Here is a 24028-nt window from a genome sequence, read left to right on the forward strand (position 1 = left end):
TTATAAGCTTGTGCGGCTGGTCATAATTGCCTTGGTGTAACGACATTAAAACAAAATTTTTTATCATTTTTTCGCCTTTATTCCTATACAATCCCTTTATGGCAGACAAAGATAATGAGTCTGCTGGCTGAACAATGCCTCGCTGAATAGTGGCTTACAAATCGTGCAGCCAACCTGTATTTGAATAAACAGATGTAAAGCAGCTTATAACTCTAACATTATTGATGATAAAGGATGCCCTATGCCCAATGATAAACGCCCAAAAACAGGTCAAGAAGCCCTAGCCATGCTAAAAGAAGGCAATGAGCGCTATGTGGATAGCTTGACCAATGCTGATCCGCTCATGCAAAAACGCCCTGAATTGGTCAGTAAGCAAGACCCACTCGCCATTATTTTAGGCTGCTCAGATGCTCGGGTCCCCGTTGAGATTGTCTTCGACCAAGGGTTGGGTGATTTATTTGTCATTCGGGTCGCGGGCAATGTGGTTGCGCCCTCACAGATTGGCTCAGTTGAGTTTGCCGCCGAAACATTTGGTACCAAGCTGGTGGTCGTGCTTGGACATTCACATTGCGGTGCGGTAACGGCTTGCGTCGAAACACTGATCAATCCTGAGCAAAATTATTCTCCCAATTTGCAGTCAATCGTTGACCGCATTCGCCCAAGCGTTTATAACTTGCACGAGCTGGCGACCGCCAATGGTCAAGACGTCGATGCCGACGAGTTGGTCGATCGCGCTATCCGAGCCAATGTACGTATGTCAGTGAGCCAGCTTAAGCATGGTTCGCGGGCGTTAGAGGACTTAACCAATAGTGGTCAATTGCTCGTCGTTGGGGCAGAGTATGATCTAGAGACAGGCAAAGTAAGATTCTTAGACAGCTAACTCGTATTTTAAATGGCGCATACGCTCTTACAAAAACCTCTCAATCCTTTCACAAATTTTTATTATGATGAGAGGGGCAGGCGCGTCACTACCACTGCGGGGCGTCTGTTTACCACTTTATTTTCTGAAACACATTAGGATAATTATGTCTAACTTATCATCTAACCATAACAATAATGACTCAAATATAGCTCAGCCTGCGAGCAGCGTAAACACAGATGGCGTACAGCCCATCTCAGCTCAGACGACAGGCTTTACGTTTAATCACACCATGCTACGGGTAAAAGATCCGGCCAAATCATTGGCGTTTTATACGGGTGTTCTTGGCATGACTTTGCTGGCGGTAAAAAAATTCCCTGATATGGGGTTTGATTTATACTTTTTAGCCAAGCTTACCGAGAGTGAGCGTGAAAGTCTGCCTGCTGGTGATGACTTGGAAATTTTTGCGTTTCGTCAGCGCGGTATCTTGGAGTTGACGCATAACTATGGTACCGAAACAAAAGCGGACTTTAGCTATCATGATGGCAACCAAGAACCCCAAGGTTTTGGACACATCTGTTTTAGTGTGCCGAGCCTAGATGAGGCTGTCGCTTGGTTTGATAAAAATGAGGTCGAGTTTAAAAAACGTCCAGAAGATGGCAGTATGAAAAACATTGCGTTCATCAAAGACGTTGATGGCTATTGGATTGAGATTGTACAAGCCGATTTGATGGGCTAAATGGCGGGTTAGTCGTGGACTACTCAGCACTCAGCTGTTCAGCCATCACGCCCTTTGTTTATAAACACGCGCTAACCTAGCTGTAGGAGTACCTCGTTTATGCCCACCCCTGATGTGAGCCGCCTATCGAATACGGTAGCCGATGGTATGACCATTTATCAACAAGTGGTCTATACCACGCGGGATCTGGCGAGTGGCTTTATCGAGCGTATTCCTTATTTTGTGGCAGCCCTCATTGTGCTGGGTATTTTTTGGCTGTTGTCCCTCTTATTTAAAAAAGTCGTGCACAAATTTTTAGGCGCGCGTGTGCGTCATCAAAATCTGGTCAAGGTCTTTCAGCGGGTCGGGGGTGCCCTGATCTTATTCATCGGCTTTATGATTGCGATGGTGGTTGCCATACCGGGTTTTACGCCTGCCAAGCTGATTGGGGCGCTAGGCATTGGTTCTGTTGCCATTGGTTTTGCTTTTAAAGACATTTTTCAAAACTTGCTCTCTGGTATTTTGCTCCTGTTGTCAGAGCCGTTTCGTATTGGCGACCAGATCATTTCAGGCGACTACGAAGGGACAGTTGAAGACATCAAGATTCGCGCGACCACCATCAGAACTTATGATGGCAGGCAAGTGGTCATTCCAAACTCCGACTTGTACACCTCTGCCTTGACTGTCAACACAGCGTATAAGCAGCGCCGTCTGCAAGTGGCAGTAGGCATTGGCTATGAAGATGATATTGAGACAGCGAAATCGAAGATTCTCGCAGCGCTTGGCAAAGCCGGTACGGTGTCCACGCATCAAGCCCCCAGCGTGATTGCCACAGGGTTTGGTGACTCTTCTATTGATTTGATGGTGCGCTGGTTTATTGATGATGGCACGCAGGCGCACAAAGTCGCTTCTATTCATGAAGTGATGGTACAAATTAAAAACGCGCTAGATGAGGCGGGCATTAACATTCCCTTTCCTATACGTACTTTGGATCTTGGTGATCCTTCGGTAAAATCCATCGTCAAAAAATTGAATGAACAGCACGCTGTCGATGTCAATCAATCAGCAGAATAGTTTGCTTACGTTAAGGCCACTTTGACCATGCCCGAAAGAAATATTGCCCTTGGCATTATGCAACTCGACGTAGCCGGGAAAAAAAGTGATGGTGCCTTGGAGGCTCTGACCAAGGCTGCTACGGTCGAATTCAACCAGATCATCCAGCAGAAGCTCGACATTCAGGTGGAGTCGTTTTCGTTCGCAGGACCCAGCTTGACCGCCGAGGAGAACGGCTATCAGGCTCTCGATTTTATACAAATCGGCATCAACGAGAAAACCGAACGCAAACTGGCCTTTTTGCTCATCATTACGGACGTGGAGATTGCTGCCGCGTCGATGTCTTATCTTCTCGCGCTGCCTTCCCAGCTTACGAATGTGGCCGTGATTTCCACGCGCCGATTGATCGCCTACGGAGAAGACGAGCTCCCGCAGCAGGAAATCCGTACTAAGCGCCTGACGACCCTGATGCTACATTGCTTCGGGCGCCTACTGAACCTAGACTACGTACAAGGTTCGACCAACTATCTCGCCCGCGTACAGGTGCCTGATGACCTCGACACCATGCAGCATTTCACCGAGTCGCAACATCAGAAAATGGTCGAAAACTTGCCGAGAGAAGCCAATGATCGCTATTCTGAGAGCAGCAAACTCGCTTTTATTGGACGACACACCCTAGGTAACCTTCCTCGTATTCTTCGCGGCGCCATCCGGGCCAATCCGGCACGCATTGCTACCAAGCTGCCAACCATGATTGCCACGGCGCTCTCAGTGATCATTGTGCTTATCTTTGGCGGGGAGACTTGGGATTTTGCGGCCTCGGTGTCCTATGGGCAATTGGCAGTCTTCGTCTTTGCCAGTTTTCTGACGGCCACTTTTGTGCTCTACCGCGCTTTTTCCTTCCGGCTGATCTCTACGCGGCGAGGACAGACATCGGAGAGCTCGGTGGTCACGGCTGGGGCCACTTACCTAGCACTGGTGCTGACCTTGATTTGTCTGTTTCTGATGTTTGGTGTGCTGATGTACGGGGTGGTGGTGTTCGTGTTTCCAGATCCGTTGATGAGTACCTGGACCTCTGATAAGGATGGCGCCTCTTTCGCGGCCCATATGCGGCTGGCCGCCTTTCTAGCGTCCGTTGGGATACTGTCAGGCTCGCTTGGCGGATCGGCAGATTCCCGCTCGGTGGTACGCAATGTCCTATTTGCCGTGGATGAAACCTAGGCTGCGCATGTCACGGGATATCATACTTTAGCGCATGCAGTGCTTCTAGAGTAAGCTGCTTTTCGTTCTTTAGCGTTTCTCAAAGATTAAAAAACCGCCATATCAAGGGATGTGGCGGTTTTTTTATAAAGTAAAAACAAGGCTACTTAGTCATTTTTTACTCTAAATTCTGTGTGACAGGATTTGCAGCTTTCACCAACTTGACTGAAGGCAGGCATGACGTCCTCAATACTAGTGGCCGTTTGTGCAGCGGCGTTTAGTTCAGCGGTTACTTTTTCGAAGTTTTCTGCTTCAGCACGGAAACCATCGACATTAGACCAAACGGCTTCAGTGGCGTTGCCGGCTGCTTCTTGGTTGGCAAAATGACTCCAAGGAGTGGCGGCGTCGTCTGCTAAGAATGCAGCTTGCTCTTGAAACACTTCGGCATCAAAGGTATCAGGTGCTTTAGCCATATCACCCATAACGCCCATCGCATCACCCCAGCTTTTCATGCTGTCTTGACGGGCTTTTACGTCAGGGTCGGTGGGGCTGCTACAAGCTGTCATCCCTAAGGCGGCGGCCATCAAGGTGATGCCGAAGATAGATTTCAATGATTTGTTGGTGTGGATCTGTGCCATATGAATTACTCCTTTAAATTTGGCTAATAGTAGGGGCGTTTGCAGACGCTGGCCTAATGGTAAAGTCTTATTATAAAAAACGCTGCCTAACAAACATTTGGAAGCGCACTCGCTTCTAACGGGTTTTGCTAAAAATAAATTCTATTGTAACGGTTATCTACATCAAGGTAGTTAGTATAGTTGTTATATCATCGTAATATTTAAGGTAACGATAAGGTGTATCGTTTCAGATCTCCCTATTTTAGATTAAAAGGCTGACACAAATAAGGCCAGCTACGATGGCTGACCTTATGAGCATTCTCTAAACAGGCACTTTCTAAATAGGCATTCTCTAAAAATGATAGATTTTATGGTGTATAAAAAACTATAGGGCTAACCAATCACGGGGTTTTAGATAATAAGCAGTCAATTCAAACTCAGGTGTCCCTTCAGCAGGCTCAAAGCGATAGTGCCAGCTGGCAAGCGGCGGCATACTGACGAGGATAGACTCAATACGGCCATTGCTTTGGAGTCCAAATAAAGTGCCACGGTCGTAGACAAGGTTGTATTCAACATAGCGGCCACGGCGATACAGCTGAAATTCACGTTGCTCTTCGGTATAAGGCGTGTCTTTACGCTGCTCGAAAATTGGCATGATACCGTCAAGGTAACCGTTACCAACCGCCTGCATAAAGTCAAAGCACGTCTCAAAATCCCAGCCGCGACTGTCAGTATTGACATCATCATAAAACAAGCCGCCAATACCGCGCTGCTCATCGCGATGACGCAGGTAGAAATACTCATCACACCATTGCTTAAAGTCAGGATAAACAGTGTCCCCAAAAGGCGCGCAAAGGTCATGGCAGACTTGATGCCAGTGAACACAGTCTTCGAGCACCGGATAAAACGGGGTCAAATCAAAACCACCGCCAAACCACCAGATAGGGTCTTCGCCCTCAGCTTCTGCTACGAACAAACGCACATTCGCATGGCTGGTAGGAACGTTTGGGTTTTTGGGATGGACAACCAGTGAGACCCCCATGGCTTGCGCTTTACGGCCAGCGATATCGGGATGGCGCGCCGTGGCTGAAGCAGGCAAGTTGTGGACATGAATGTGACTGAACATCACGCCCGCTTTTTCCACCACTTTGCCGTCTGCTAACACGCAGGAGCGGCCACCGCCACCTTCAGGGCGCTCCCAGTCATCAGGAACAAATTTGGCATCACCGCCGCCGTCACGCTCTTGTGCTTCTAGAGCTTGGCAGATACGTGCCTGCAAATCGACTAAAAATTCACGCACACGCGTGATGTCAGTATTGGTCGGTGTCGCTACTGAATCTGCCGCTGGCAAATCTTGTTTATTGTCCATATTTGGAATACTCATAAGATATCCATCTATTTATTAAGGTGTATGGCGGTATTGATATTTTTGTCCAAGAGATGTCCCATACGGTCGCGTTTGGTTGCGAGATACTCAGCATTCATATCGTTCACCCCAACCAATAACGGCACGCGTTCGACAACCTCAATACCATTTTCAGCCAGATAAGCCACTTTATCAGGATTATTGGTGATGAGCTTTACCGCCTTAACACCAACATGGGCGAGCATGGGCCCGCACATATCATAAATACGTGCATCAGCGGGCAAGCCCAACATGAGGTTGGCGTCTAAGGTATCATGACCTTGATCTTGCAGGGCATAAGCGCGAATCTTATTGGTCAGGCCAATACCGCGACCTTCTTGACGCAAATACAAAATAGCACCATAGCCCGTCTCTTGTATCGCTTGCATCGCTGTATTGAGCTGCGGCCCACAATCACATTTTAATGAGCTAAACGCATCGCCCGTGAGACACTCGGAGTGAATACGAACCAAGGGGATTGGTTGCTCTACTAGAGATTCGTCCTTTTGGAGCGTTGGCGCATTTTGGCTCGATATAGCCGCGGCATCTGTATTTTGCTCAGCCACAGACAAACCAACGGTCAGCATCACATGCTCTTGACCCGCATCGTTTTCAAAGATATGAATATCAAACTCGCCGTGACGAGTCGGTAGTTTGGCGCTAGTGATAAATTGATATGACATTAATGTCCTGCATAAGCCGATAATGGTGGCGGTAGAGAGTCTGTTATGGCTGTGATAAAGCAGCCATGTCATCCTAGCCATATTATTAGAGTTAGGGTGATGTCAGTATAACCGGTTCGTAAACCAAGCGTGCTGATTGTCTTTATGATAAAAACACACAAAGTTCACAAACGACGCACGATGATTGAAGCGATAATTAAAAAAAAATGCTATTATGCCATACTATTTTGACGGATACAGTGACAAGTCTTTGTCCTTACATTACTATGTCGTCACTAACATCTGATAATGATGCAAGATAATAAGGCATAATATCAGCCCTTGGCATTAAAGCGTCTGAGCACTGTAGCCTTGCTGTCCATTACGGCGGCACATTTGCTCTTAGGCGCAGCGTAGATAGCAGCTATGTGTATACAAGTTGCCTAAATAATTATTATATAATCCATTACATCCATAACGATGTAGATATTATTGACGTGGCTTAGTTAGCGTTACGCGCTCCGGCAACGTCTTGTCAGCAGAATAGTAGGTATTGTACGGTTTATGCAGCAATCAATTCATTCCCCACAGCCTCAGTCCGTATCTGCGTCAGCCTTTGATTCTGCTGCCCAGCTGTCAAATTTACAGCAGACTTATACTGTGATCCCGCGCGTGCGTCCGCAGACGCCTTTACTTGATAGTATTGCTGCACCAGCGGATTTGAATACCTTTACAACAGCTCAGCTGATTGTGTTGGCTGATGAGCTACGGCTTTTTTTGTTGTATTCAGCAGGCCAAAGTGGCGGTCATTTTGGTGCCAATTTGGGCGTGGTAGAATTGACCATAGTGCTCCACTACTTGTTAGAGGCGCCGCACGATCAGATCGTTTGGGACGTTGGACATCAAGCGTACGCGCATAAAGTGTTGACAGGGCGCCGCGAGCAGTTAGGCACTATCCGCTCTAAGGATGGCTTGACCGCGTTTCCTGAGCGAGCAGAATCGGTTTACGATACGTTTGGTGTTGGACATTCATCGACCTCAATCTCAGCTGGTTTAGGCATGAGTCTCGCGCTGCGTTATCAGGGTCGCGCGCAAACCGTTGCTTGTATCATTGGTGATGGTGCGATGACAGGCGGCATGGCATTTGAAGCCATGAATGACGCAGTGCAGCAAGATGCTGATCTGCTGGTCATTTTAAATGACAATGATATGTCGATATCGTGTTCTATTGGTGGCTTCTCCCGTCATTTAGCCATGCTTTGGGAATCAGGTTATCAGGTAGATATCTCTGATTCAGGCGAACCTATTCTGTGTCATCGCCCAGACATGCAAGCTTTTGATCGCCGCAAACGTCATAAAGAGATGCGTGATGTCCCGCAGCTAGAAGACAATTTATTCAAAGCGATCGGCTTTACCTATTTCGGTCCATTTGACGGTCATAATATCCCTGAGTTACTGCGTGTGCTATCTCTGGCTAAGCGTCTAAAAGGCCCTGTTTTAGTCCATATTTATACCACAAAAGGCAAAGGTTTTGCGCCCGCGGAGTTAGATCCAGTCGGCTATCACGCGATCAGCAAGTTACCAGTAGACATTAAGTGTGATACCCAGAATACGGACAAAGAAACGTCACAGTCAAATACCAAGCCTGCCTTAAAATACTCACAAGTATTCGGGCAGTTTTTATGCGATAAAGCAGCTCACGACGAGAAGCTACTGGCGATTACTCCTGCCATGGAAGAAGGCTCAGGGATGACCGACTTTGCGCGCCATTTCCCAGAGCGCTTTTTTGATGTGGCCATCGCTGAGCAGCATGCGGTCACGCTAGCAGCTGGCATGGCGACCCAAGGTGTTAAGCCGATTGTAGCGATTTATTCGACATTTTTGCAGCGGGGATACGACCAGCTAATCCACGATGTGGCACTACAAAATCTTGACGTGATGTTTGCGATTGATCGTGCAGGTTTAGTCGGTGAAGATGGCGCCACCCACGCTGGCGTATTTGACTTTGCATTTTTGCGCTGTGTGCCCAATATGCTGATTGCGGCGCCAAAAGATGAGAACGAGTGCTACCATCTGCTTAATACTTGCTATGAATATCAAGGCTGCACAGCGGTTCGGTATCCGCGCGGTGTTGGTACAGGGGCAGTGATTGAGCAGCCTGCCCACACTTATAAAATCGGTGAGGCAGCCGTAGAATCCATTTTAGGTAGCGATGCGGCTCCCAAAAAACTTGCGTTATTAGCGTTTGGCACCATGGTGGCCACGGCTCAGCAAGCGGCAGAAAGTCTCACTCATGATGACGCGGTAGGCTGTCAGGTTCATGTTGTCAATATGCGCTGGGTAAAGCCTTTAGATACGGCGTTGTTAGAAACATTATTGGCGCAAGGCATCACTCATATCGCGACGTTAGAGGAGCATATGATCATGGGCGGCGCGGGTAGCGCGGTGAATGAGTATTTGCTCAATGAGTCGACTGCCTTCAAGCGTAATCGCCCAGCTATCTGTAATATTGGTATCCCTGATCGATTTATCGCCCATGGTTCGCAAGCAGAGCAAATGGCTGACTGTGGTCTAGATATCGATGGTGTGCTCATGCAGCTTCAGCAGCTGTTGTCGTAAGCCATACTTTTAATATTTTAAGCGTTATAATGCTCGTTCAAATCGAGCATTGGTTTGAACAAATAAAGCTCGATAACGAGAGCGAACGCCTGCTAGCCGTAGGTGCTGACTTTTTTACAACTTGTGCAGTTTGTGATGACCACCAAAACAGCGGTTGGTTTAACAGTGGCGGGTTTTGCGTACGTAATGCTTTTCGTTTTTATCGAACAATTTTAGTATAATGCGATTCTTATTTTATGAAGAACGTTTTAATAGGCGCGTTTTTTAAATCGCATAGCAACAGTGTGTGGTAGGTACGATGTGATGCAGCGGCTGATTGGCAGGTTGTGGGCACAGATTTGGTCTTACTATTTTTTATATTCATTCATCAAGCAAATAGGTTATTTATGGAACCCATGGTCGTCATCGCAGCGCGTACTGCTGAAAAAGTTGGTAAAGAGATTTTATATGCGCATCAAAACCGCCACAAAATCGAGTTAGATATTGAATCTAAAGGACTTGATGGACTGGTCACTCGTATTGATCGTTTTAGTGAAGAGCTTACTATTGAAACGCTAAAAGCCAGCTATCCAGATCACTCATATTTGGGTGAAGAGTTTGGTATGCAAGAAGGCCGCGGCGAAGACGCTGACTGGTGCTGGATTATCGATCCGCTAGATGGCACCAAAAACTTCGTTCATGGTGTGCCGCAGTTCTGTGTTTCTATCGCGGTACAGCATAAAGGGGTCACGCAACACGGCGTTATCTATGATCCAGTCCGTGATGAGATGTTCTCTGCCAGCCGCGGTAAAGGTGCTCGTCTCAATCAGCGCCGTATCAATGTGAGCGAACGCAAAACGCTGGATGGTGGTCTATTTACCACAGGTCATCCGCTTGAGCGTAAGCGCAATGGTGAAGTCATCTCTTACGCTAAACAGCACTTTGAAAGCTTACAGAAAATATCTGAAGCAGGTGGTCAGGTTCGTCGTTTGGGTTCAGCGGCACTTGATTTGTGCTATGTGGCGGCTGGTCGTTTTGATGGCTACTTTGAGATGTCTATTAAGCCTTGGGATATCGCAGCGGGTGAGCTTATCGTGACCGAAGCACGCGGTGTGGTGGTGGATCACACGGGCGCTCATAACTCTATGACCTCAGGTTCTATTTTTGCTTGTAATGTCAAACTGTTAAAACCGTTGATGCAAGTTGTGGTGCCAACTTGGGGCGATGTTTTTTAAGCAGTTGCATTTAGACCATTAAATAACAAAAGCTGGTTCCATTATGGAGCCAGCTTTTTTTTGGTTTTCATATTTTTATCTTTGACCGTTATCCCTTTAAATTCAAGCTCTTTACTCATCGTTTCTAACAACGTTAACTCCTCTTCTATGAGCATCAGCATGTCTTGTACATGGGGTAGGGCTTTACTACAGGCAGTGATACAAAACTCAATCCGGTCCAAATAACTGGCTAAGGTTATATTCATCGCTTGGCCGTTGAAGACGATAGAGGCGGGGTATAAGGATTGTAGCCGTGCGCCATTCCAATACAGGGGCTTTTCAGACCCAGGAACGTTAGAGATGATAAGGTTAAAAGCTTGCTTCTTAGGGAATAAGCCGGTGGCCAAATTGATACCTTCCCACGCATAGGCGATCACGCTATAGTTGATGACTTGCGCTTGATTCATCCGGCGAAATCGGCGTTTGCCATTATTCATACTACGATGAATCAGCTCAAGCCTACGCAGTGGATCATCTAAATGCGTGCCTAGATTCGCCAGCACAAACGACAACTGATTGCCCGATATACTGTTGTCGGTACGCAATGACATAGGCACAAATGCTATTAATGGCTTGCTGGGCAGGGCATCCATCGATATTAAATACTGACGAATGGCGCCCGCACAAACGGCTAGCACAACGTCGTTTCTGCTGATTTTCAATCTTTCGGCGATATCGTTAAACCGTTTTATATCATAAGACTGCGCCGCTATCCGCCGTGAGGCGGAAATGCGTTTATTCAAAATACTCATAGGCGCATCAAACGTACCGACATAGCCATCATCGCCATAATTTTTAAAATTATCTAGCAGCTCTGTAAAGACAGGTTTGATGGTAGACACTTGCTCTTTGATGATACGTCTGACCGATCTTTCAGCCGGCAGCAGTGCATTGACATGGTTACGATGACGCGTCATTAATGACCAGATTGGCAGAGTAACGGGCTCGCTTGGTGACTGTGACAGAGACTTTTGTACAAGGCGCATGGCAGCAATGCCATCAACCAAAGAATGATGAATCTTAAAATACAACGCAAACCGTTCTGGCCCACCTTTATTTTCTGGCTGAATTCCTTCAATCACGTGGCATTCCCATAACGGCATGGCGCGATCTAACAGGCGGCCATGCTCTCTTGAGACGTACATCAACAGCTCGCGAATACGGGCAGGTTTTGGTAGAGCGACATGGTGAAGATGGTGTTCGACATCAAAGTTTTTGTCTTTTTTCCAAAACACCAAATGCTCTAGAACTTGATTAAAAGGGAAGCTTGGCGCTACATCAGAGTCTTGCATTTGCTTGACCAACTGATACACAAAATCGCTCTCCGCCGCCTCGGGCAACTCAAATAAGAACAATCCTCCCACGTGCATGGGTTGTTTACGTGTCTCAAGAAGTAAAAACAACTGGTCGACTGCGGTGAGAAGTCGCATAATAAATCCTTTTATGACGATACATTGGATAAAAAATCATATTTTCTGATTATTTTATAACGGGTTCTTCTAGGGCCGTGGTGTCGTAAACCTACTGAAAAAAGTAGCCAGTTTGCGGTGAGCTGGCCGTGGCCATCTTGCGCATAGGCATACGACCTGCCAAAAATGCTGCACGGCCTGCCCAAATGCCATGCTTCATGGCGTGTGCCATCATGACTGGGTTTTGGGCATTGGCAATCGCTGAGTTCATCAGTACGCCATCACAACCAAGCTCCATAGCCAGCGCTGCATCCGAGGCTGTGCCAACGCCGGCATCAACCAACACCGGCACCTTGGCATTTTCGATAATTAAGCTGAGCGTGTGACGATTGAGCAGCCCTAGACCTGAACCAATCAAGCTGCCAAGCGGCATAATTGCCACGCAGCCCATGCTCTCTAGTTCTTGGGCGACGATGGGATCGTCTGATGTATAAACCATGACTTCAAAACCATCATCAATCAATACTTTGGCGGCTTTTAACGTTTCGGTGACATTGGGATAAAGGGTTTTTTCATCACCTAACACTTCAAGCTTGACCAAATTGTGGCCACCCAACAGCTCACGCGCAAGCTTGCAGGTCCGAATCGCGGTGTCTGCATCAAAGCAGCCAGCTGTGTTGGGCAAAATGGTGTATTTGTCAGGAGAAATCACATCAAGCAGATTGGGCTCATGGCTGTTTTGTCCAATATTGGTACGACGAATGGCGACTGTCACAATCTCTGCGGCGGACGCGGCAATAGCTTCGCCAGTTTCAGTCATGTCTTTATACTTGCCTGTACCCACCAACAGCCGAGAGGAAAAGGTGCGACTACCAACGGTAAACGTATCTTGCAACAGTGGAGTGGGGTGAGTAGTCGTGTTAGCGTTCTCTGACATAACGGCAAATCCTAATAGCGAGCGGGCAAGGTGAAAGACAAATAGTAATAAACAGTCCAAGTGGTATAAAAACGCGTGCAGTAAGTCATAGTAACGCACTGTCAGTAAAATAAGAATCGCATGACACAGTCGATTCATTATAAATCTGTTACGTTGGCAGTCTCAATGACAGTACGGTCTGTCATTCTGCTCACAACTTGTGCCGACAAAGGCGATAGAAACTAATCTAGCAGCACGGTAGTTTTTTACAGTGAGCTGGCTATCGCTTTACTATGAACACGATAAAAAGTATGGGAGTGACGGCGACCTACAACGTGGCTCATATAAAATCATACGCGTTTAAAACAAAATGTTATTATAACAAACTCATGCAATCTTACTTGCACTCTTTTTGGGTTAGCCCGCTAAGCCCAGTGCGCACAGTGCGTTTGCTACTTTTTCGCACGATTTTTTTCTGACGTTATCTCTATTTATCAGGCCGTCTATATGCTGCAACTGCCGTACAGTTTTGCGAAACGCCATCAAATCTTGATCATACTTGCTATCGATCCTGAGCTGTCACCGACTTTGGTATTGACCAAAGCCACCCCGTTATCGGCCATTAATGAGGCGGTGCGTTTTTTACAGCAGCAAGGCGTGCGCGCTGTACCGACTTATGAAAGTATCAGCTCAGATGACTTTGAAAAACGTATGAACGCGGCTTACGCTGGTAATACAGGAGAGTCGCAGCATATTGCCGCTGGGCTTGAAGACCATCCCGACCTTGATAGTTTGGCGGACAGTGTCCCTGAAACTGAGGATTTGATGGATCAGCAAGACGATGCGCCTATTATCCGTCTGATCAATGCGCTGTTGTCTGAAGCGATACGTTTAAATGCCTCAGATATACATATTGAAACTTTTGAGAAGCGCTTGGTGGTGCGCTTTCGCGTCGATGGAGAATTAAAAGAAATCATTACGCCCAAACGCCAATTGGCGCCATTATTGGTATCACGTATTAAAGTCATGGCCAGATTGGATATCGCTGAAAAGCGTGTGCCGCAAGATGGTCGTATCAGCTTAAGATTGGCAGGGCGTGAGGTCGATGTGCGAGTCTCTACACTGCCGTCAAGCTTTGGTGAACGTGTCGTCATGCGTTTATTAGACAAACAAGCAGGTCGTCTGAATATGACCTACCTTGGGCTCTCTGATAATGACTATAGTGAGCTTAAGCGTTTGATTCATCGTCCCCATGGCATCATTTTGGTGACAGGGCCGACAGGTTCGGGCAAAACCACCACGCTGTATTCGGCATTGACTGACTTAAACGATCAAACCCGTAATATCTTGACGGCTGAAGATCCGATTGAGTTTCAGCTCGATGGTATTGGCCAAACGCAGGTCAATAACAAAGTGGATATGACCTTTGCCAAAAGTTTGCGCGCGATGTTGCGACAAGACCCAGATGTGGTGATGGTGGGTGAGATTCGTGATCTTGAGACGGCCGAGATTGCTGTACAAGCGTCTTTGACAGGGCATTTGGTATTATCCACGCTGCATACTAATACTGCCATTGGTGCAGTCACCCGTTTACAAGACATGGGCGTGGAGCCGTTTTTGTTATCGTCTTCGCTCATTGGCGTGGTGGCGCAGCGTCTGGTTCGCACGCTTTGCTCGTATTGCCATGGCTGGCAGACAGCGGATACCGAACAAGCCAAACTGTTCACCGAAATTGGTATTGAAGCAGGATCTGAGGCTCAGGAGAAAGGGGCAGGAACATCTATTCAATTGCCCAAACCTATCGGCTGTGACAAGTGTAATCAATCAGGTTTTAAAGGACGTACAGCGATATACGAAGTGGTGCCCATTGATGATGCCTTACGCCGCATGATTCACAGTAATACCGCTGAGTACGAGCTAGAAGAGTACGCCCGCCAGCAGACACCATCGATTCGTGCTGATGGGCTACGCAAGGTCATAGAGGGGCGGACGACGTTAGAGGAGGTGCTGCGGGTGACCAAAGAAAGCGCCCTGACTGATGACGCTATTGTTAGCTAATGGTACGTGTCTATCCGATTTCATGGCATTTTTGATCGATTTGCCGTCTCTAACACCTATCTGACCAGACACGTACGAGCTCTCAAAGTAGACTACCCATGGATTCTTACGAGCTCTCAACTGGCTACTTGTTTTCTGCTGTATCAGTTTTAGCCACTGCTTGCTGGTCCGACTCAGTTTCAGTATATGGCTTAGCTTCAGTGTCAGCACTGAGGTCAGTGGCCGCTTTGGTTACTTTTTCGCTGGTTTTGCCTTGACGCCGCGCTTCTAATTCAGATTTGGGTATCCACGCCCACGTCATCTCAACCACGATAGGGGCGCGCTCGCTGTCAGACTCACGATCATGGATGACACAAGGAATCACCATTTCGCCTTTTGGGGTATTCAAAATGTCTAAGCGCTGTTCATCCGTTAAGCTCGCTATGGCGGCCACTTGTCCTTTTTTAATCGGACGATGAAAGTTCACCGAATAAGATTTAATCAGTAGCACACGATCAGACGGCAGGTTTAAACCCAAAATAAAGCCCGTTGCGGTCTCAGCAAGCAAGGTAATGGCCACGGCATGGATAGTGCCGATATGGTTTTGCACGGATTTATGGTTGTTTAAACTGACCACCACTTGATTGGGTTCGACGGTCTCATAATAGACACCTGTCGTGCCCACGTATGGCACCACTTTACCAAACGCTTTGGATAAAATACTTGAGCGTGCACTGGCAGGCAAGTACTTGGTGACTGACAAAAGCTTGGTAAATTGATTGCTAATGGGCTTAAGGATGCTGTTCGGTTTTTCAACTGGTGGTCTGGTATTGTCAGATACGTTGGCTGGCAATTTGCTGGTCAGTTTGATAGGCAATTTTTTTAATAATCCTGACATACAAAACTCCTTAAGTTGGATGGTTTTTACAGTGATAATGACATGAGGATGAAGGATTGAGAAGCGGTATTGGCAAGTGCTTGCCCACTAACAATCATTCCAAGCGTGAGTAACACCCCCACTGTATCCTAGCCGTTATTTTACCCTAGTCACTATTTTACCTATGGTACATTAACTGACGTGTCCCTACTATTATTACCATGAACTGCTGCGCTTATAAAATAACAGTAACGTAATGATGTGATGGAGACAGATCACCAAGCATGGTCTAATGGCCTGTAGGTTAGGAGATGGCATTACTGGATGCTACGGAGTAAACCACGCTATAATCAGAGTGCAGCGTGATTTATTTATTTTTTACGCGAATGCTTAACGCTGGATAACGCTATGCCGGATATGTCTCCTCACAAGCCAATCAATATCATCTATACGGGTGTCGCTGGTACGGGTAAAACCTACCGTTTGCTACAAATTGCGCAAGAGTATACCGATTATCTGCCTAAAGCGAATGATGAAGACTTGCTGGGTCAGTTGTTATACGATTTGAGCTGGCGCGAAGTCGTGTGTTTGATATTTTTAGACTTTCAAGCCAACAAGCAAGACTTGGTAAAAGTGCCTGAAGTGGTCAATCATGCGTTTTTTCTCGCAAAAGCGGCGCAAAACGCGCGTGACAGTAATTTAAGTAATACGGCATGGTCTGTGCTGCAAATACACAGCCCTGCCAGCTCAACAACCGTTTCGTATAAAAATCGTGCCAGCCAAGCCTATTTTGATAAAGATCCTAGTGGGGCATGGTATCTATTGCCCCAGAGCATATCGCTATTGGATGAGCTATCACAGCAGCTAGCAGAGTTTCAGCAGGCACAGCGTGATAACAATGCTAGCCTTGGCCAAGGCGTAAGCCAGCAGCGCTTTAGTATGGTCAGCTTCCATCAAGCCTATGGCTATGAAGAATTTGTTGAAGGGATTCGCCCTGTGCTGGCAGCCTCTACTCATGCCAATCATGACCAAACCAACCATGCGCAAACCAATAATAGCCATATCAATAACAGTCCGTCTCAGATGAGTTACGCCGTTCAAGACGGTGCATTTTTGGCCTTGTGTCAGCGCGCGGCCAATAACCCTGAACAGCGTTATGCAATGCTGATTGATGAGATCAATCGCGCTAATGTCTCACGCGTGTTTGGTGAGCTGTTGAGTTTGATTGAGCCAGACAAACGCGCTGGTATGGCAAACGCGATGACAGTAAATTTGGCGTATTCTGGCCGGCCTTTTAGTGTGCCTGCTAATGTCGATATTTATGCGACCATGAACACCCAAGATCATTCGTTAGCACCACTGGATATGGCATTACGTCGGCGTTTTCGCTTTGTTGACTGTCCGCCACAGCCTGAGTTGTTACCGACTATCAGTCTTAGCAAAGAGTCAGACACTGGCAATGCAGCAGACGCAGCAGCAACGATAGATTTGGCCAAACTATTGATAGGATTAAACAACCGTATTATGCAAGCGCTAGGGGCGGATGTGCAATTGGGCCATGCGTTTTTCTGGTCAGTTAATAATCTTGAGCAATTGCAGTCTGTGCTGGTTGAACAAATCATTCCCCAATTAGCGCAAGCGGCTGGCGGACAAGTGGCAGTCTTGCAGTATATTTTTAACGATGAGCCGCAGCCAATGAGTGCTCAATTTATCCACGATAGCCAAGCGCTGATAAATAATAATCCAAGCAGTCAGATGGATAATCAAAATAACACCGCAGGCCAAAATCAAATGTTCTCAGGGCATGGCGCGTTTCTCGGGCAGGCTATGACCGCAGGCAGTTATAGGATTAACACGGATCTTATCGCTAAGACGGGCGAGTTTATCAAACCCTTTGTTTATCAACGTTTATATGAGTAAGGTCGCTAAGCGGTGATAAATAACCCAGAGAAAAATCAGAGTAATGTCTTGAGTCATACGGATAGCAGCCATGTTGCCGCGCGTGATGCGAACGTTATCACTGTGTTTGAGCATCAACGCTTAACGGCGCAAGACTTTGTGCACGTCGCTGATTTTCACTGGCTGCTGGCGCAAGAGTTTTCGGTGTTTACCATTAAACGCAAGCAGGGCCAGTGGCAGCTAAAGGTCGGACATTATGTTGGGATCATTTTACTGCCGAGTGGCATGACGCTTGAGATACTACCAAAGCTGGGTGCAAGTCCTGAAAATCCACGCTCTCAGCGGCAACAGCAATCCTATAAAACCGCTCAAAACAATGACGTCAGCCAAACCCGTCAATGGGTGCAACAGATGCTGTCCGACTTGACCAACAGCGGTGGCCGTACCCGTCATAAACTGCCGCATACAAAAAACTTAGGTCAATTCAGTCATCAGCTGGCATCGCTACCCCCAGCCGCACTGCCCACACTACCATTGTCAGATTGGTTGATTGCGCAGTTTTTGCAGTGGCTGGTTCATTATCAGCCGACCAAGCACTATCAGGCACAAACTCAAAACCAAGCCTCGCTACAAGGTCGGCTACTCATCAAAGAGCAGCTGCGCCACAACAGCATGCAGCCGCATAAGTTTGTCTGTGAGAGCAGTGTGTTGAGTCAGGATATGCTGGGCAATCGCTTGATTAAGAGTGCTCTGGTTTTGCTGACCCCGCTAGTCTCTAAGTCAAGTATCTGTCACACCCTCCAAGCATGGCAGCCAGTGTCTACGCTGACTCGGCATGAAATGACTCAGCTAGAGTTGATATATGGTCAAGCCAAACGTCATCTAGCGGTGCAGCCGCTTCGAGCGCAGCAATTACAAGCTGGCCAGCAATTAGTCGATCTCGCTTATTGGCTATTGCAGCAGTCAAACGTAGCAACGGGTAATGGCATTGACTCACACCGCTCATTGAAACAAAACCTCCCCCAACTGCGTTTGTGTCTGTTGATTGATATGAATCAAGCTTTTGAGCAATGGGCAAGTCAGCGCATCGCATCAATGTTTACCCAAATGAGCGAAAGCTATCGTCCCTTGTATCAAACGCAGCGTGTTTGGCTAAGTGATACAGAAGGGCAGGCGTGTTTGTCGATACGCCCTGATTTACTCATATATAAAGTGACTACTGACAAAAATTGTCACCATGGTCAGGATAATACGAAAGAAACCTCGCAAGTGAGCGCTTCAGGAAGTTATAGTCATGTCATCGATATGAAATGGAAGCATTTATCCCAAACGGCGGCCATCAGTGCAAGTGACGCTTATCAATTGGTCAGTTATGCGCAGGCTTACCAAGCAGAGCAGGTCTGGTTGGTCTATCCGGTACAAGGCAGTGACAGGCAGCCTGTGGCACTCAAGCAACAAGGCTACGATAATGAGCGTGCCGACAATCAAGCAGGTCATGCACCGCTATGGCTGATGCCATTTAACGTCCTTACCGGTACGATAAACAGTGGCTTGCTTCCAGCAGTGAATGTAGTATAATGACCCCGCTAGTGATTACGTAGTATCAAGGTTGGTAAGAGATTTTGTCACCGTTGTTTTTATAAGAAATACGGGCTTTTTGAAATAAGTTAGCAATTATTTTAAATTAATCAAAAATAGGTGTTGACAGAATCGGCTTTACCCCTTAATATGTGCACCTCGATAGCGAGGAACATTAACAAGTTAGCGGCATCGCCACTAACGAAGTAGTTAACAAGCTATCGTGATAATAGAGAATTTCGGAGTGTGGCGCAGTTTGGTAGCGCATCTGGTTTGGGACCAGAGGGTCGTAGGTTCGAATCCTATCACTCCGACCATCTATTTTTTAAGAGCCTTACAGGCTTTTTTTTATGTATAATGGTTTAGTTTCTGATATATTTATATTTTAAACGAGACTGAATATATAAAAAGCCCCTAAGAGCGCCTGTAGCTCAGTTGGATAGAGCACCTGCCTTCTAAGTAGGTGGTCGCAGGTTCGAACCCTGCCAGGCGCACCATTTAGCCTGCATATTTTGCCAGTCCTTGGCAGCAGTTATGGCGGTTGTAGCTCAGTTGGTAGAGCCCCGGGTTGTGATCTCGGTTGTCGTGGGTTCGAGTCCCATCAGTCGCCCCATTTTATTCTGCATTCTCTTCCTTTAGTATTTATACATCCTATTTGTTATAAAAAATTATATCTAAATAATATACTTGCCGATTTTGGCATTTTTTTGTGCCTGTCTGTTTAGTTGTATGATCTTATTTTGATATAGTCAGGTCAATGTAAAAGAGATACAGCGGGGCTGAGATAAGTTTTTGTCGCCTTGTCGGCGTAGCCATGGCAAGCAAGAAAAATTTGTACCAGTCACGTAGCATCGTATCGTGTCTCCATTTTATTAATTGTTGACTATAGTTAAACGCTTAAACGCTTAAACGCTTAAACGCTTAAACGCTTAAACGCTTAAAAGCGCGCTAGTTTGTGTCCATCCATTTGAACGTGTTGGACATTTATTTTTTGCCCTACGGCTAGCCTTTTTGGGTTTTTGTTCTATAGTATGTACCGTGTAACACCAGTTTATGGATGTTATCTGACACTTAAGCCATCAGCTATAAATAGAAGATAGGTAACGCTTAAGTTAGTCAAAATAATGATTGAATATATTCAGTCAGTCTAAGGCTGTAATAGGGATGTGTGTGTTTTCGAAGGAATTTGCTGCTACTGACTTTGCCTATTGAGGAAGTGTTTGATGGACGCACTAAGCGTATTGTTACAAAACGTTTATTTGTTTGAAACCAAGTATTATCGTTTAAATGGTGCTGGAAATTGGTCTTATTCAATCACTCGAAAAGACACCATTTTATTTTACTTAGTGATGTCTGGTAGTTTTTGTATTGATGTTGGTGATGGTCTGCGACAGGCACACGCTGGCGATATGATTATGATTCCCAATGCGTATAGGCATGTCAGCTACGCGCTGGATCATAATGGCGAGGACGCCAGACCGCTCGATGAGATGCTGACGACATGCAAAGAGCATACGCTGGATATTGATGGTAATGGTGATCCTAATTCGTCTTTAATATTGATCGAGTGCAAGTATGACAAAGAGATGATTCGTCCTCTGTTGTCTGTGCTGCCATCAATACTGCCTGAAATCAACGATGAAGATGATGGTAGGTTTGAGGTTATTGACGTTGAGATTAAGCTGCTGACGTTAGAAGCGGAGCGTGAGCGCATGGGCAAAACAGCGGTCATCAATCATTGGGCCAGTATTATGATGATTGAATGCTTGCGGGTTTATATTGAAAGCTTGCCCGAGGCCACAGAAAATTGGCTAAAAGCCATGAAAGATCCGTTTTTGACCAAAGCACTAGCCGCGATGCACGAAGCACCAAGCCAACATTGGACCATTCATAAGCTCGCTGAGACAGCAGGAATGTCGCGCTCGAGCTTTGCGCAGCGCTTCAAGGATACGGTGGGTATGCCGCCATTGACCTATCTTATTGATTACCGCTTGCGTTTGGCAGCGCGGTATTTACGCCTGCAACAAAACAGTATCAGCCGAATCAGTGAGCTGGTGGGCTATGCTTCGGACTCCACCTTCAGTCAGGCGTTCAAGCGCGTTTATGGCGTATCACCAAAAGCGTACCGCCAACAGTATCAAAAAGACAACCTCGCTTAGCTTACGGTTGTGGCACTCTTTTTGTCGAAAGCGTTAAGGTTACCATCGTATCCTTAACGCTTTTTTGTTTTTTAACTCGGAAACATGGCACTTCGATAGCGAGTTGCTGACTGATCTTGATGACGGTAATTTGGCGATGCACAGCTGACAATGTGCTTGTGTTCAGGTACTATGGAATAATGAGTCGTCTAGGCGCAAACGCTTATTTATAGCGCATTGTTTTTCACGGTATGCTAGCCATATAGTATGGCCTAGAAGATGTTTATTTTTGCTGCTGATGGTATGTTATGACTGAACCGACTGCAAAGCCAAGCGCACAAGCCAATAGCCAAAAAGGCCCTGCTGCGTCTGTTAAAAAACAAAGTAAGAGCAAGGGAAATAGTGCTAAAGGCAACGCCAAAGATAGCCCTCGCCTTGTAGAAAACGAGCAAAAGAAGGTGCCTGAGACACTGGACAAGGCGGCGTTGTTGGCCCTATTTACGTTAGCTTCTGAAGATCCTGCAGATGAAGAGGGGGCGTCGAAAGTTGCAGCTGACACGCCGTCTGCTGCTGCAACTGATGACAGTGTGGCGACTACTGATAGCGAGCCTAGTATTGCCGAGCAGCGTGTGGCAGTTTATCATGCTCAGCATGAGCGTACTCGGCTGTTGTACGTCGCCTCTGCCGAGACCCGTCCCACTTATTTGGTACAAACGCTCAAATCTCAGTTTGCAGAGTATCAGCAATATCAACTTGCACAGCAGCTCGATAAACGCGGCCTGATGGACACGGATGGACTAGAACGCCTCTGGCAGCAGTTGCATGTGGTCGATGATATCATCGCAGATATCGTGCGTCATATGCCAGCGCAGCAGCCAGCAGGCTGGCAACTAACCACTCAGGATGGACGAAACCCACTCTGCTTTGCCACTGTTGGTAAGCTAAAACACGGCAAACCCATTCGTGACCAAGGCAGTCTCAATAGCTACGTCTTAGGGCATTTTGGGGTGAGCAGCTTTACCTATGATCGAGGCTATTACATCGGTCATGTGGTTGGTTATTTATTCAGTTGTTATTTTTGCGCGCACCTGTCTATCAGCTATGGCGTCACGGCCCTTGGGCAACAGGCCGTTGCTGATTATGAGTACGCCAGTCTTGAAACCCCGCATATGGTGAGGTTACTACAAGGCTTGGATAGCTACTGCAAAAAACGTGTTTATCAACTGGCGGTTATCTGTGCTCGCTTGAGTGTCTTTGCCAGCGATAAGCGTATCGAGAGAATGCTGATCGCCGAGGTGAACGATTTTGATAAAAAACTACAGCAGCAGCATCTCGATGTTTTGTTATTAAACGGTTTAATGCCTGATAGTAGTGATTCTACGCCGCTTTTTTAAGCACTGGTTTTTAACTCTCTATCTTTGATCACCTTGGGATATCTGCTGCTATGCCCGCTTATCATTTTAAAGCGCTCGACGATCGCGGCGGTGTCCAAAAAGGCTTGCTCGAAGGCGATTCTGCGCGGCAAGTTCGTCAGCAGCTGCGTGATAAGCACTGGACACCGGTAGAAGTCAGCGCCGTTAATGATCGACAAAGTCAAAGTAAAAGCCGCTATAAAAAACCGTCGGCGTATGAGTTGGCGCTCCTTACACGCCAGTTATCTGTCTTACTCGCGGCGGGTATTCCACTTGAAGAAACGTTGGCAGCTGTCGCTAAACAATCCCCAAAAACCCATATTAAGTCCTTAATGCTGGCCGTGCGCTCACACGTCTTAGAGGGGCTAAGCCTCGCCCGTGCTTTACAGCAAGCCGCAAGCTTCCCGCCCCTTTATATCGCTACTATCGCGGCAGGGGAGAAGTCAGGTCATTTAGATCTAATCCTCAATCAGTTAGCAGATTACACCGAAAACCGCTTTGCCTTACAAAAGAAAATACAAGGCGCGATGGTTTATCCCATTGTATTGATGGTGATGGCAGTCGGGGTGATTATGGGTTTGATGAGCTTTGTGGTGCCCAAAATCGTCAAGGTTTTCGAGCAGTCTGAGCAAGCGCTACCGCTGATTACCCAAGTTGTCCTGACCTTATCAAACATCATTACCCAGTGGTGGTGGCTGATGCTATTGGTGTTAGCAGGGGCGGCGTTTTTATTCTATCGTTTTGCTCAGACCAAAGCGGGTAAACTAGCCATAGACAGTATGGTACTTAAGTTACCCATATTGGCGCGCTTGTCTAAAGGTCTAAATGCGGCGCGTTTTGCCAGTACGCTTGCCATATTGGTACGCTCAGGCGTGCCCTTGATTGAAGCTTTGCATATAGGTGCTGCGGTGACGACCAATTTGCACATTAAGCAAACCATCATTACCGCCGCTGATAGGGTGACTGAAGGCGCTAGTTTGTCCAGTCAACTTGAAAAATCGACCTATTTTCCGCCAATGATGGTACAAATGATTAAAAGTGGTGAGAACTCAGGGGAGCTTGAAAATATGCTTAGCCGCGCGGCTGCCATGCAAGAAGCGGAAGCCACCAATTTTATCAGTACCTTGCTGTCGTTGCTCGAACCTTTGATGTTAGTGCTGATGGGCGTAGTAGTAATGATTATTGTGATGGCAGTGATGCTCCCGATTGTAAATATGAATGACTTGGCAGGCTAGCGGCACGGCCTATCAAAAAAGCGAAAGAGGACTCCACCCGACATTGGGGTAGAGGTGAATTTCGCATCACTGGCTAGCCTCGCTGATTCTGAATATATTGTTTAATAATATCTAATGGCGCACCGCCACAAGAGCTTGCAA

At 46.8% G+C, this 24028-nt stretch carries 18 protein-coding genes and 3 tRNA genes; 15 read left to right on the forward strand and 6 right to left on the reverse strand.

Going from position 1 to position 24028, the window contains the following annotated elements:
- The first annotated feature begins 241 nt into the window (after window positions 1-241).
- The 4 genes from JFC06_RS09915 (at window position 242) to JFC06_RS09930 (ending at window position 3851) form a co-directional block, all read left to right on the forward strand.
- Window positions 242-880 (forward strand): carbonic anhydrase, encoded by a 639-nt coding sequence (locus JFC06_RS09915; RefSeq protein WP_193006329.1) that lies wholly within the window; start codon window positions 242-244, stop codon window positions 878-880.
- Window positions 881-1025: 145 nt separating this feature from the next.
- Entirely contained in the window at window positions 1026-1598 is a 573-nt protein-coding gene (gene gloA, locus JFC06_RS09920; protein ID WP_193006330.1) for a lactoylglutathione lyase, read from the forward strand.
- A 147-nt stretch (window positions 1599-1745) separates the two neighbouring features.
- On the forward strand, window positions 1746-2651 hold the full coding sequence (locus JFC06_RS09925; protein ID WP_406947982.1) for a mechanosensitive ion channel family protein: 906 nt from the start codon (window positions 1746-1748) through the stop codon (window positions 2649-2651).
- 27 nt (window positions 2652-2678) lie between these two features.
- Window positions 2679-3851, forward strand: a complete 1173-nt coding sequence (locus JFC06_RS09930; protein ID WP_198334924.1) for a hypothetical protein — start codon at window positions 2679-2681, stop codon at window positions 3849-3851.
- 146 nt (window positions 3852-3997) lie between these two features.
- On the opposite strand, the gene JFC06_RS09935 is transcribed toward JFC06_RS09930, so the two are convergent.
- The 3 genes from JFC06_RS09935 to ribA form a co-directional block, all read right to left on the reverse strand.
- Window positions 3998-4468 carry a c-type cytochrome gene (locus JFC06_RS09935; RefSeq protein ID WP_198334925.1) on the reverse strand — a complete coding sequence of 157 codons (471 nt, stop codon included), beginning with the start codon at window positions 4466-4468 and terminating at the stop codon, window positions 3998-4000.
- Window positions 4469-4832: 364 nt separating this feature from the next.
- Window positions 4833-5831: an oxygen-dependent coproporphyrinogen oxidase gene (gene hemF, locus JFC06_RS09940; RefSeq protein ID WP_198334926.1), complete on the reverse strand. Its 999-nt coding sequence runs from the start codon at window positions 5829-5831 to the stop codon at window positions 4833-4835.
- A gap of 11 nt (window positions 5832-5842) precedes the next feature.
- The gene (gene ribA, locus JFC06_RS09945) at window positions 5843-6535 is read right to left on the reverse strand and encodes a GTP cyclohydrolase II (protein WP_198334927.1); all 693 of its coding nucleotides are present in this window, start codon (window positions 6533-6535) and stop codon (window positions 5843-5845) included.
- A 543-nt stretch (window positions 6536-7078) separates the two neighbouring features.
- Here ribA and dxs point away from each other — a divergent pair.
- Window positions 7079-9133 (forward strand): 1-deoxy-D-xylulose-5-phosphate synthase, encoded by a 2055-nt coding sequence (dxs, locus tag JFC06_RS09950; protein ID WP_198334928.1) that lies wholly within the window; start codon window positions 7079-7081, stop codon window positions 9131-9133.
- 386 nt (window positions 9134-9519) lie between these two features.
- Window positions 9520-10347, forward strand: coding sequence for an inositol monophosphatase family protein (locus tag JFC06_RS09955; protein WP_193006337.1), 828 nt, complete (start codon window positions 9520-9522; stop codon window positions 10345-10347).
- Window positions 10348-10388: 41 nt separating this feature from the next.
- On the opposite strand, the gene JFC06_RS09960 is transcribed toward JFC06_RS09955, so the two are convergent.
- Together JFC06_RS09960 and JFC06_RS09965 are read right to left on the reverse strand one after the other, a co-directional pair.
- Window positions 10389-11816, reverse strand: coding sequence for a WS/DGAT/MGAT family O-acyltransferase (locus tag JFC06_RS09960; protein ID WP_198334929.1), 1428 nt, complete (start codon window positions 11814-11816; stop codon window positions 10389-10391).
- 91 nt (window positions 11817-11907) lie between these two features.
- Window positions 11908-12690: a thiazole synthase gene (locus JFC06_RS09965; RefSeq protein WP_198334938.1), complete on the reverse strand. Its 783-nt coding sequence runs from the start codon at window positions 12688-12690 to the stop codon at window positions 11908-11910.
- 528 nt (window positions 12691-13218) lie between these two features.
- On the opposite strand from JFC06_RS09965, the gene gspE reads away from it, so the two are divergent.
- Complete coding sequence (gene gspE / locus JFC06_RS09970) at window positions 13219-14769, forward strand: type II secretion system ATPase GspE (protein ID WP_198334930.1); 1551 nt, start codon at window positions 13219-13221, stop codon at window positions 14767-14769.
- A gap of 124 nt (window positions 14770-14893) precedes the next feature.
- Here gspE and JFC06_RS09975 read toward each other — a convergent pair whose 3' ends face one another.
- Window positions 14894-15646: a DUF4442 domain-containing protein gene (locus JFC06_RS09975; protein WP_198334931.1), complete on the reverse strand. Its 753-nt coding sequence runs from the start codon at window positions 15644-15646 to the stop codon at window positions 14894-14896.
- A gap of 396 nt (window positions 15647-16042) precedes the next feature.
- On the opposite strand from JFC06_RS09975, the gene JFC06_RS09980 reads away from it, so the two are divergent.
- From JFC06_RS09980 to gspF, 8 genes are all read left to right on the forward strand, one after another.
- Window positions 16043-17545 carry an McrB family protein gene (locus tag JFC06_RS09980; protein WP_227685593.1) on the forward strand — a complete coding sequence of 501 codons (1503 nt, stop codon included), beginning with the start codon at window positions 16043-16045 and terminating at the stop codon, window positions 17543-17545.
- A gap of 12 nt (window positions 17546-17557) precedes the next feature.
- On the forward strand, window positions 17558-19102 hold the full coding sequence (locus JFC06_RS09985; protein WP_227670210.1) for an McrC family protein: 1545 nt from the start codon (window positions 17558-17560) through the stop codon (window positions 19100-19102).
- A gap of 240 nt (window positions 19103-19342) precedes the next feature.
- Window positions 19343-19419 (forward strand) — tRNA-Pro (locus JFC06_RS09990).
- Window positions 19420-19522: 103 nt separating this feature from the next.
- A tRNA-Arg gene (locus tag JFC06_RS09995) sits at window positions 19523-19599 on the forward strand.
- Window positions 19600-19639: 40 nt separating this feature from the next.
- Window positions 19640-19715 (forward strand) — tRNA-His (locus JFC06_RS10000).
- Between the two features lie 610 nt (window positions 19716-20325).
- A complete protein-coding gene (locus tag JFC06_RS10005) occupies window positions 20326-21261 on the forward strand; it encodes a helix-turn-helix transcriptional regulator (protein WP_193006343.1) in 936 nt (311 codons plus the stop codon).
- 287 nt (window positions 21262-21548) lie between these two features.
- Window positions 21549-22634, forward strand: coding sequence for a hypothetical protein (locus tag JFC06_RS10010; RefSeq protein ID WP_198334933.1), 1086 nt, complete (start codon window positions 21549-21551; stop codon window positions 22632-22634).
- A 50-nt stretch (window positions 22635-22684) separates the two neighbouring features.
- Entirely contained in the window at window positions 22685-23887 is a 1203-nt protein-coding gene (gene gspF / locus JFC06_RS10015) for a type II secretion system inner membrane protein GspF (RefSeq protein WP_198334934.1), read from the forward strand.
- Window positions 23888-24028 lie beyond the last annotated feature (141 nt).

Origin of the sequence: Psychrobacter namhaensis, assembly GCF_016107545.1 — a bacterium.
Taxonomy (GTDB): domain Bacteria; phylum Pseudomonadota; class Gammaproteobacteria; order Pseudomonadales; family Moraxellaceae; genus Psychrobacter; species Psychrobacter namhaensis.

Excerpts from the sequence above, each read along its gene's own strand:
- JFC06_RS10005 (WP_193006343.1), top strand. The coding sequence starts at position 20,326 with ATGGACGCACTAAGCGTATTGTTACAAAACGTTTATTTGTTTGAAACC.
- gspE (WP_198334930.1), top strand. The coding sequence starts at position 13,219 with ATGCTGCAACTGCCGTACAGTTTTGCGAAACGCCATCAAATCTTGATC.
- gloA (WP_193006330.1), top strand. The coding sequence starts at position 1,026 with ATGTCTAACTTATCATCTAACCATAACAATAATGACTCAAATATAGCT.
- JFC06_RS09925 (WP_406947982.1), top strand. The coding sequence starts at position 1,746 with ATGACCATTTATCAACAAGTGGTCTATACCACGCGGGATCTGGCGAGT.
- JFC06_RS09930 (WP_198334924.1), top strand. The coding sequence starts at position 2,679 with ATGCCCGAAAGAAATATTGCCCTTGGCATTATGCAACTCGACGTAGCC.
- JFC06_RS09960 (WP_198334929.1), bottom strand. The coding sequence starts at position 11,816 with ATGCGACTTCTCACCGCAGTCGACCAGTTGTTTTTACTTCTTGAGACA.
- JFC06_RS09935 (WP_198334925.1), bottom strand. The coding sequence starts at position 4,468 with ATGGCACAGATCCACACCAACAAATCATTGAAATCTATCTTCGGCATC.
- hemF (WP_198334926.1), bottom strand. The coding sequence starts at position 5,831 with ATGAGTATTCCAAATATGGACAATAAACAAGATTTGCCAGCGGCAGAT.
- dxs (WP_198334928.1), top strand. The coding sequence starts at position 7,079 with ATGCAGCAATCAATTCATTCCCCACAGCCTCAGTCCGTATCTGCGTCA.
- JFC06_RS10010 (WP_198334933.1), top strand. The coding sequence starts at position 21,549 with ATGACTGAACCGACTGCAAAGCCAAGCGCACAAGCCAATAGCCAAAAA.
- JFC06_RS09955 (WP_193006337.1), top strand. The coding sequence starts at position 9,520 with ATGGAACCCATGGTCGTCATCGCAGCGCGTACTGCTGAAAAAGTTGGT.
- JFC06_RS09975 (WP_198334931.1), bottom strand. The coding sequence starts at position 15,646 with ATGTCAGGATTATTAAAAAAATTGCCTATCAAACTGACCAGCAAATTG.
- JFC06_RS09915 (WP_193006329.1), top strand. The coding sequence starts at position 242 with ATGCCCAATGATAAACGCCCAAAAACAGGTCAAGAAGCCCTAGCCATG.
- gspF (WP_198334934.1), top strand. The coding sequence starts at position 22,685 with ATGCCCGCTTATCATTTTAAAGCGCTCGACGATCGCGGCGGTGTCCAA.
- ribA (WP_198334927.1), bottom strand. The coding sequence starts at position 6,535 with ATGTCATATCAATTTATCACTAGCGCCAAACTACCGACTCGTCACGGC.
- JFC06_RS09980 (WP_227685593.1), top strand. The coding sequence starts at position 16,043 with ATGTCTCCTCACAAGCCAATCAATATCATCTATACGGGTGTCGCTGGT.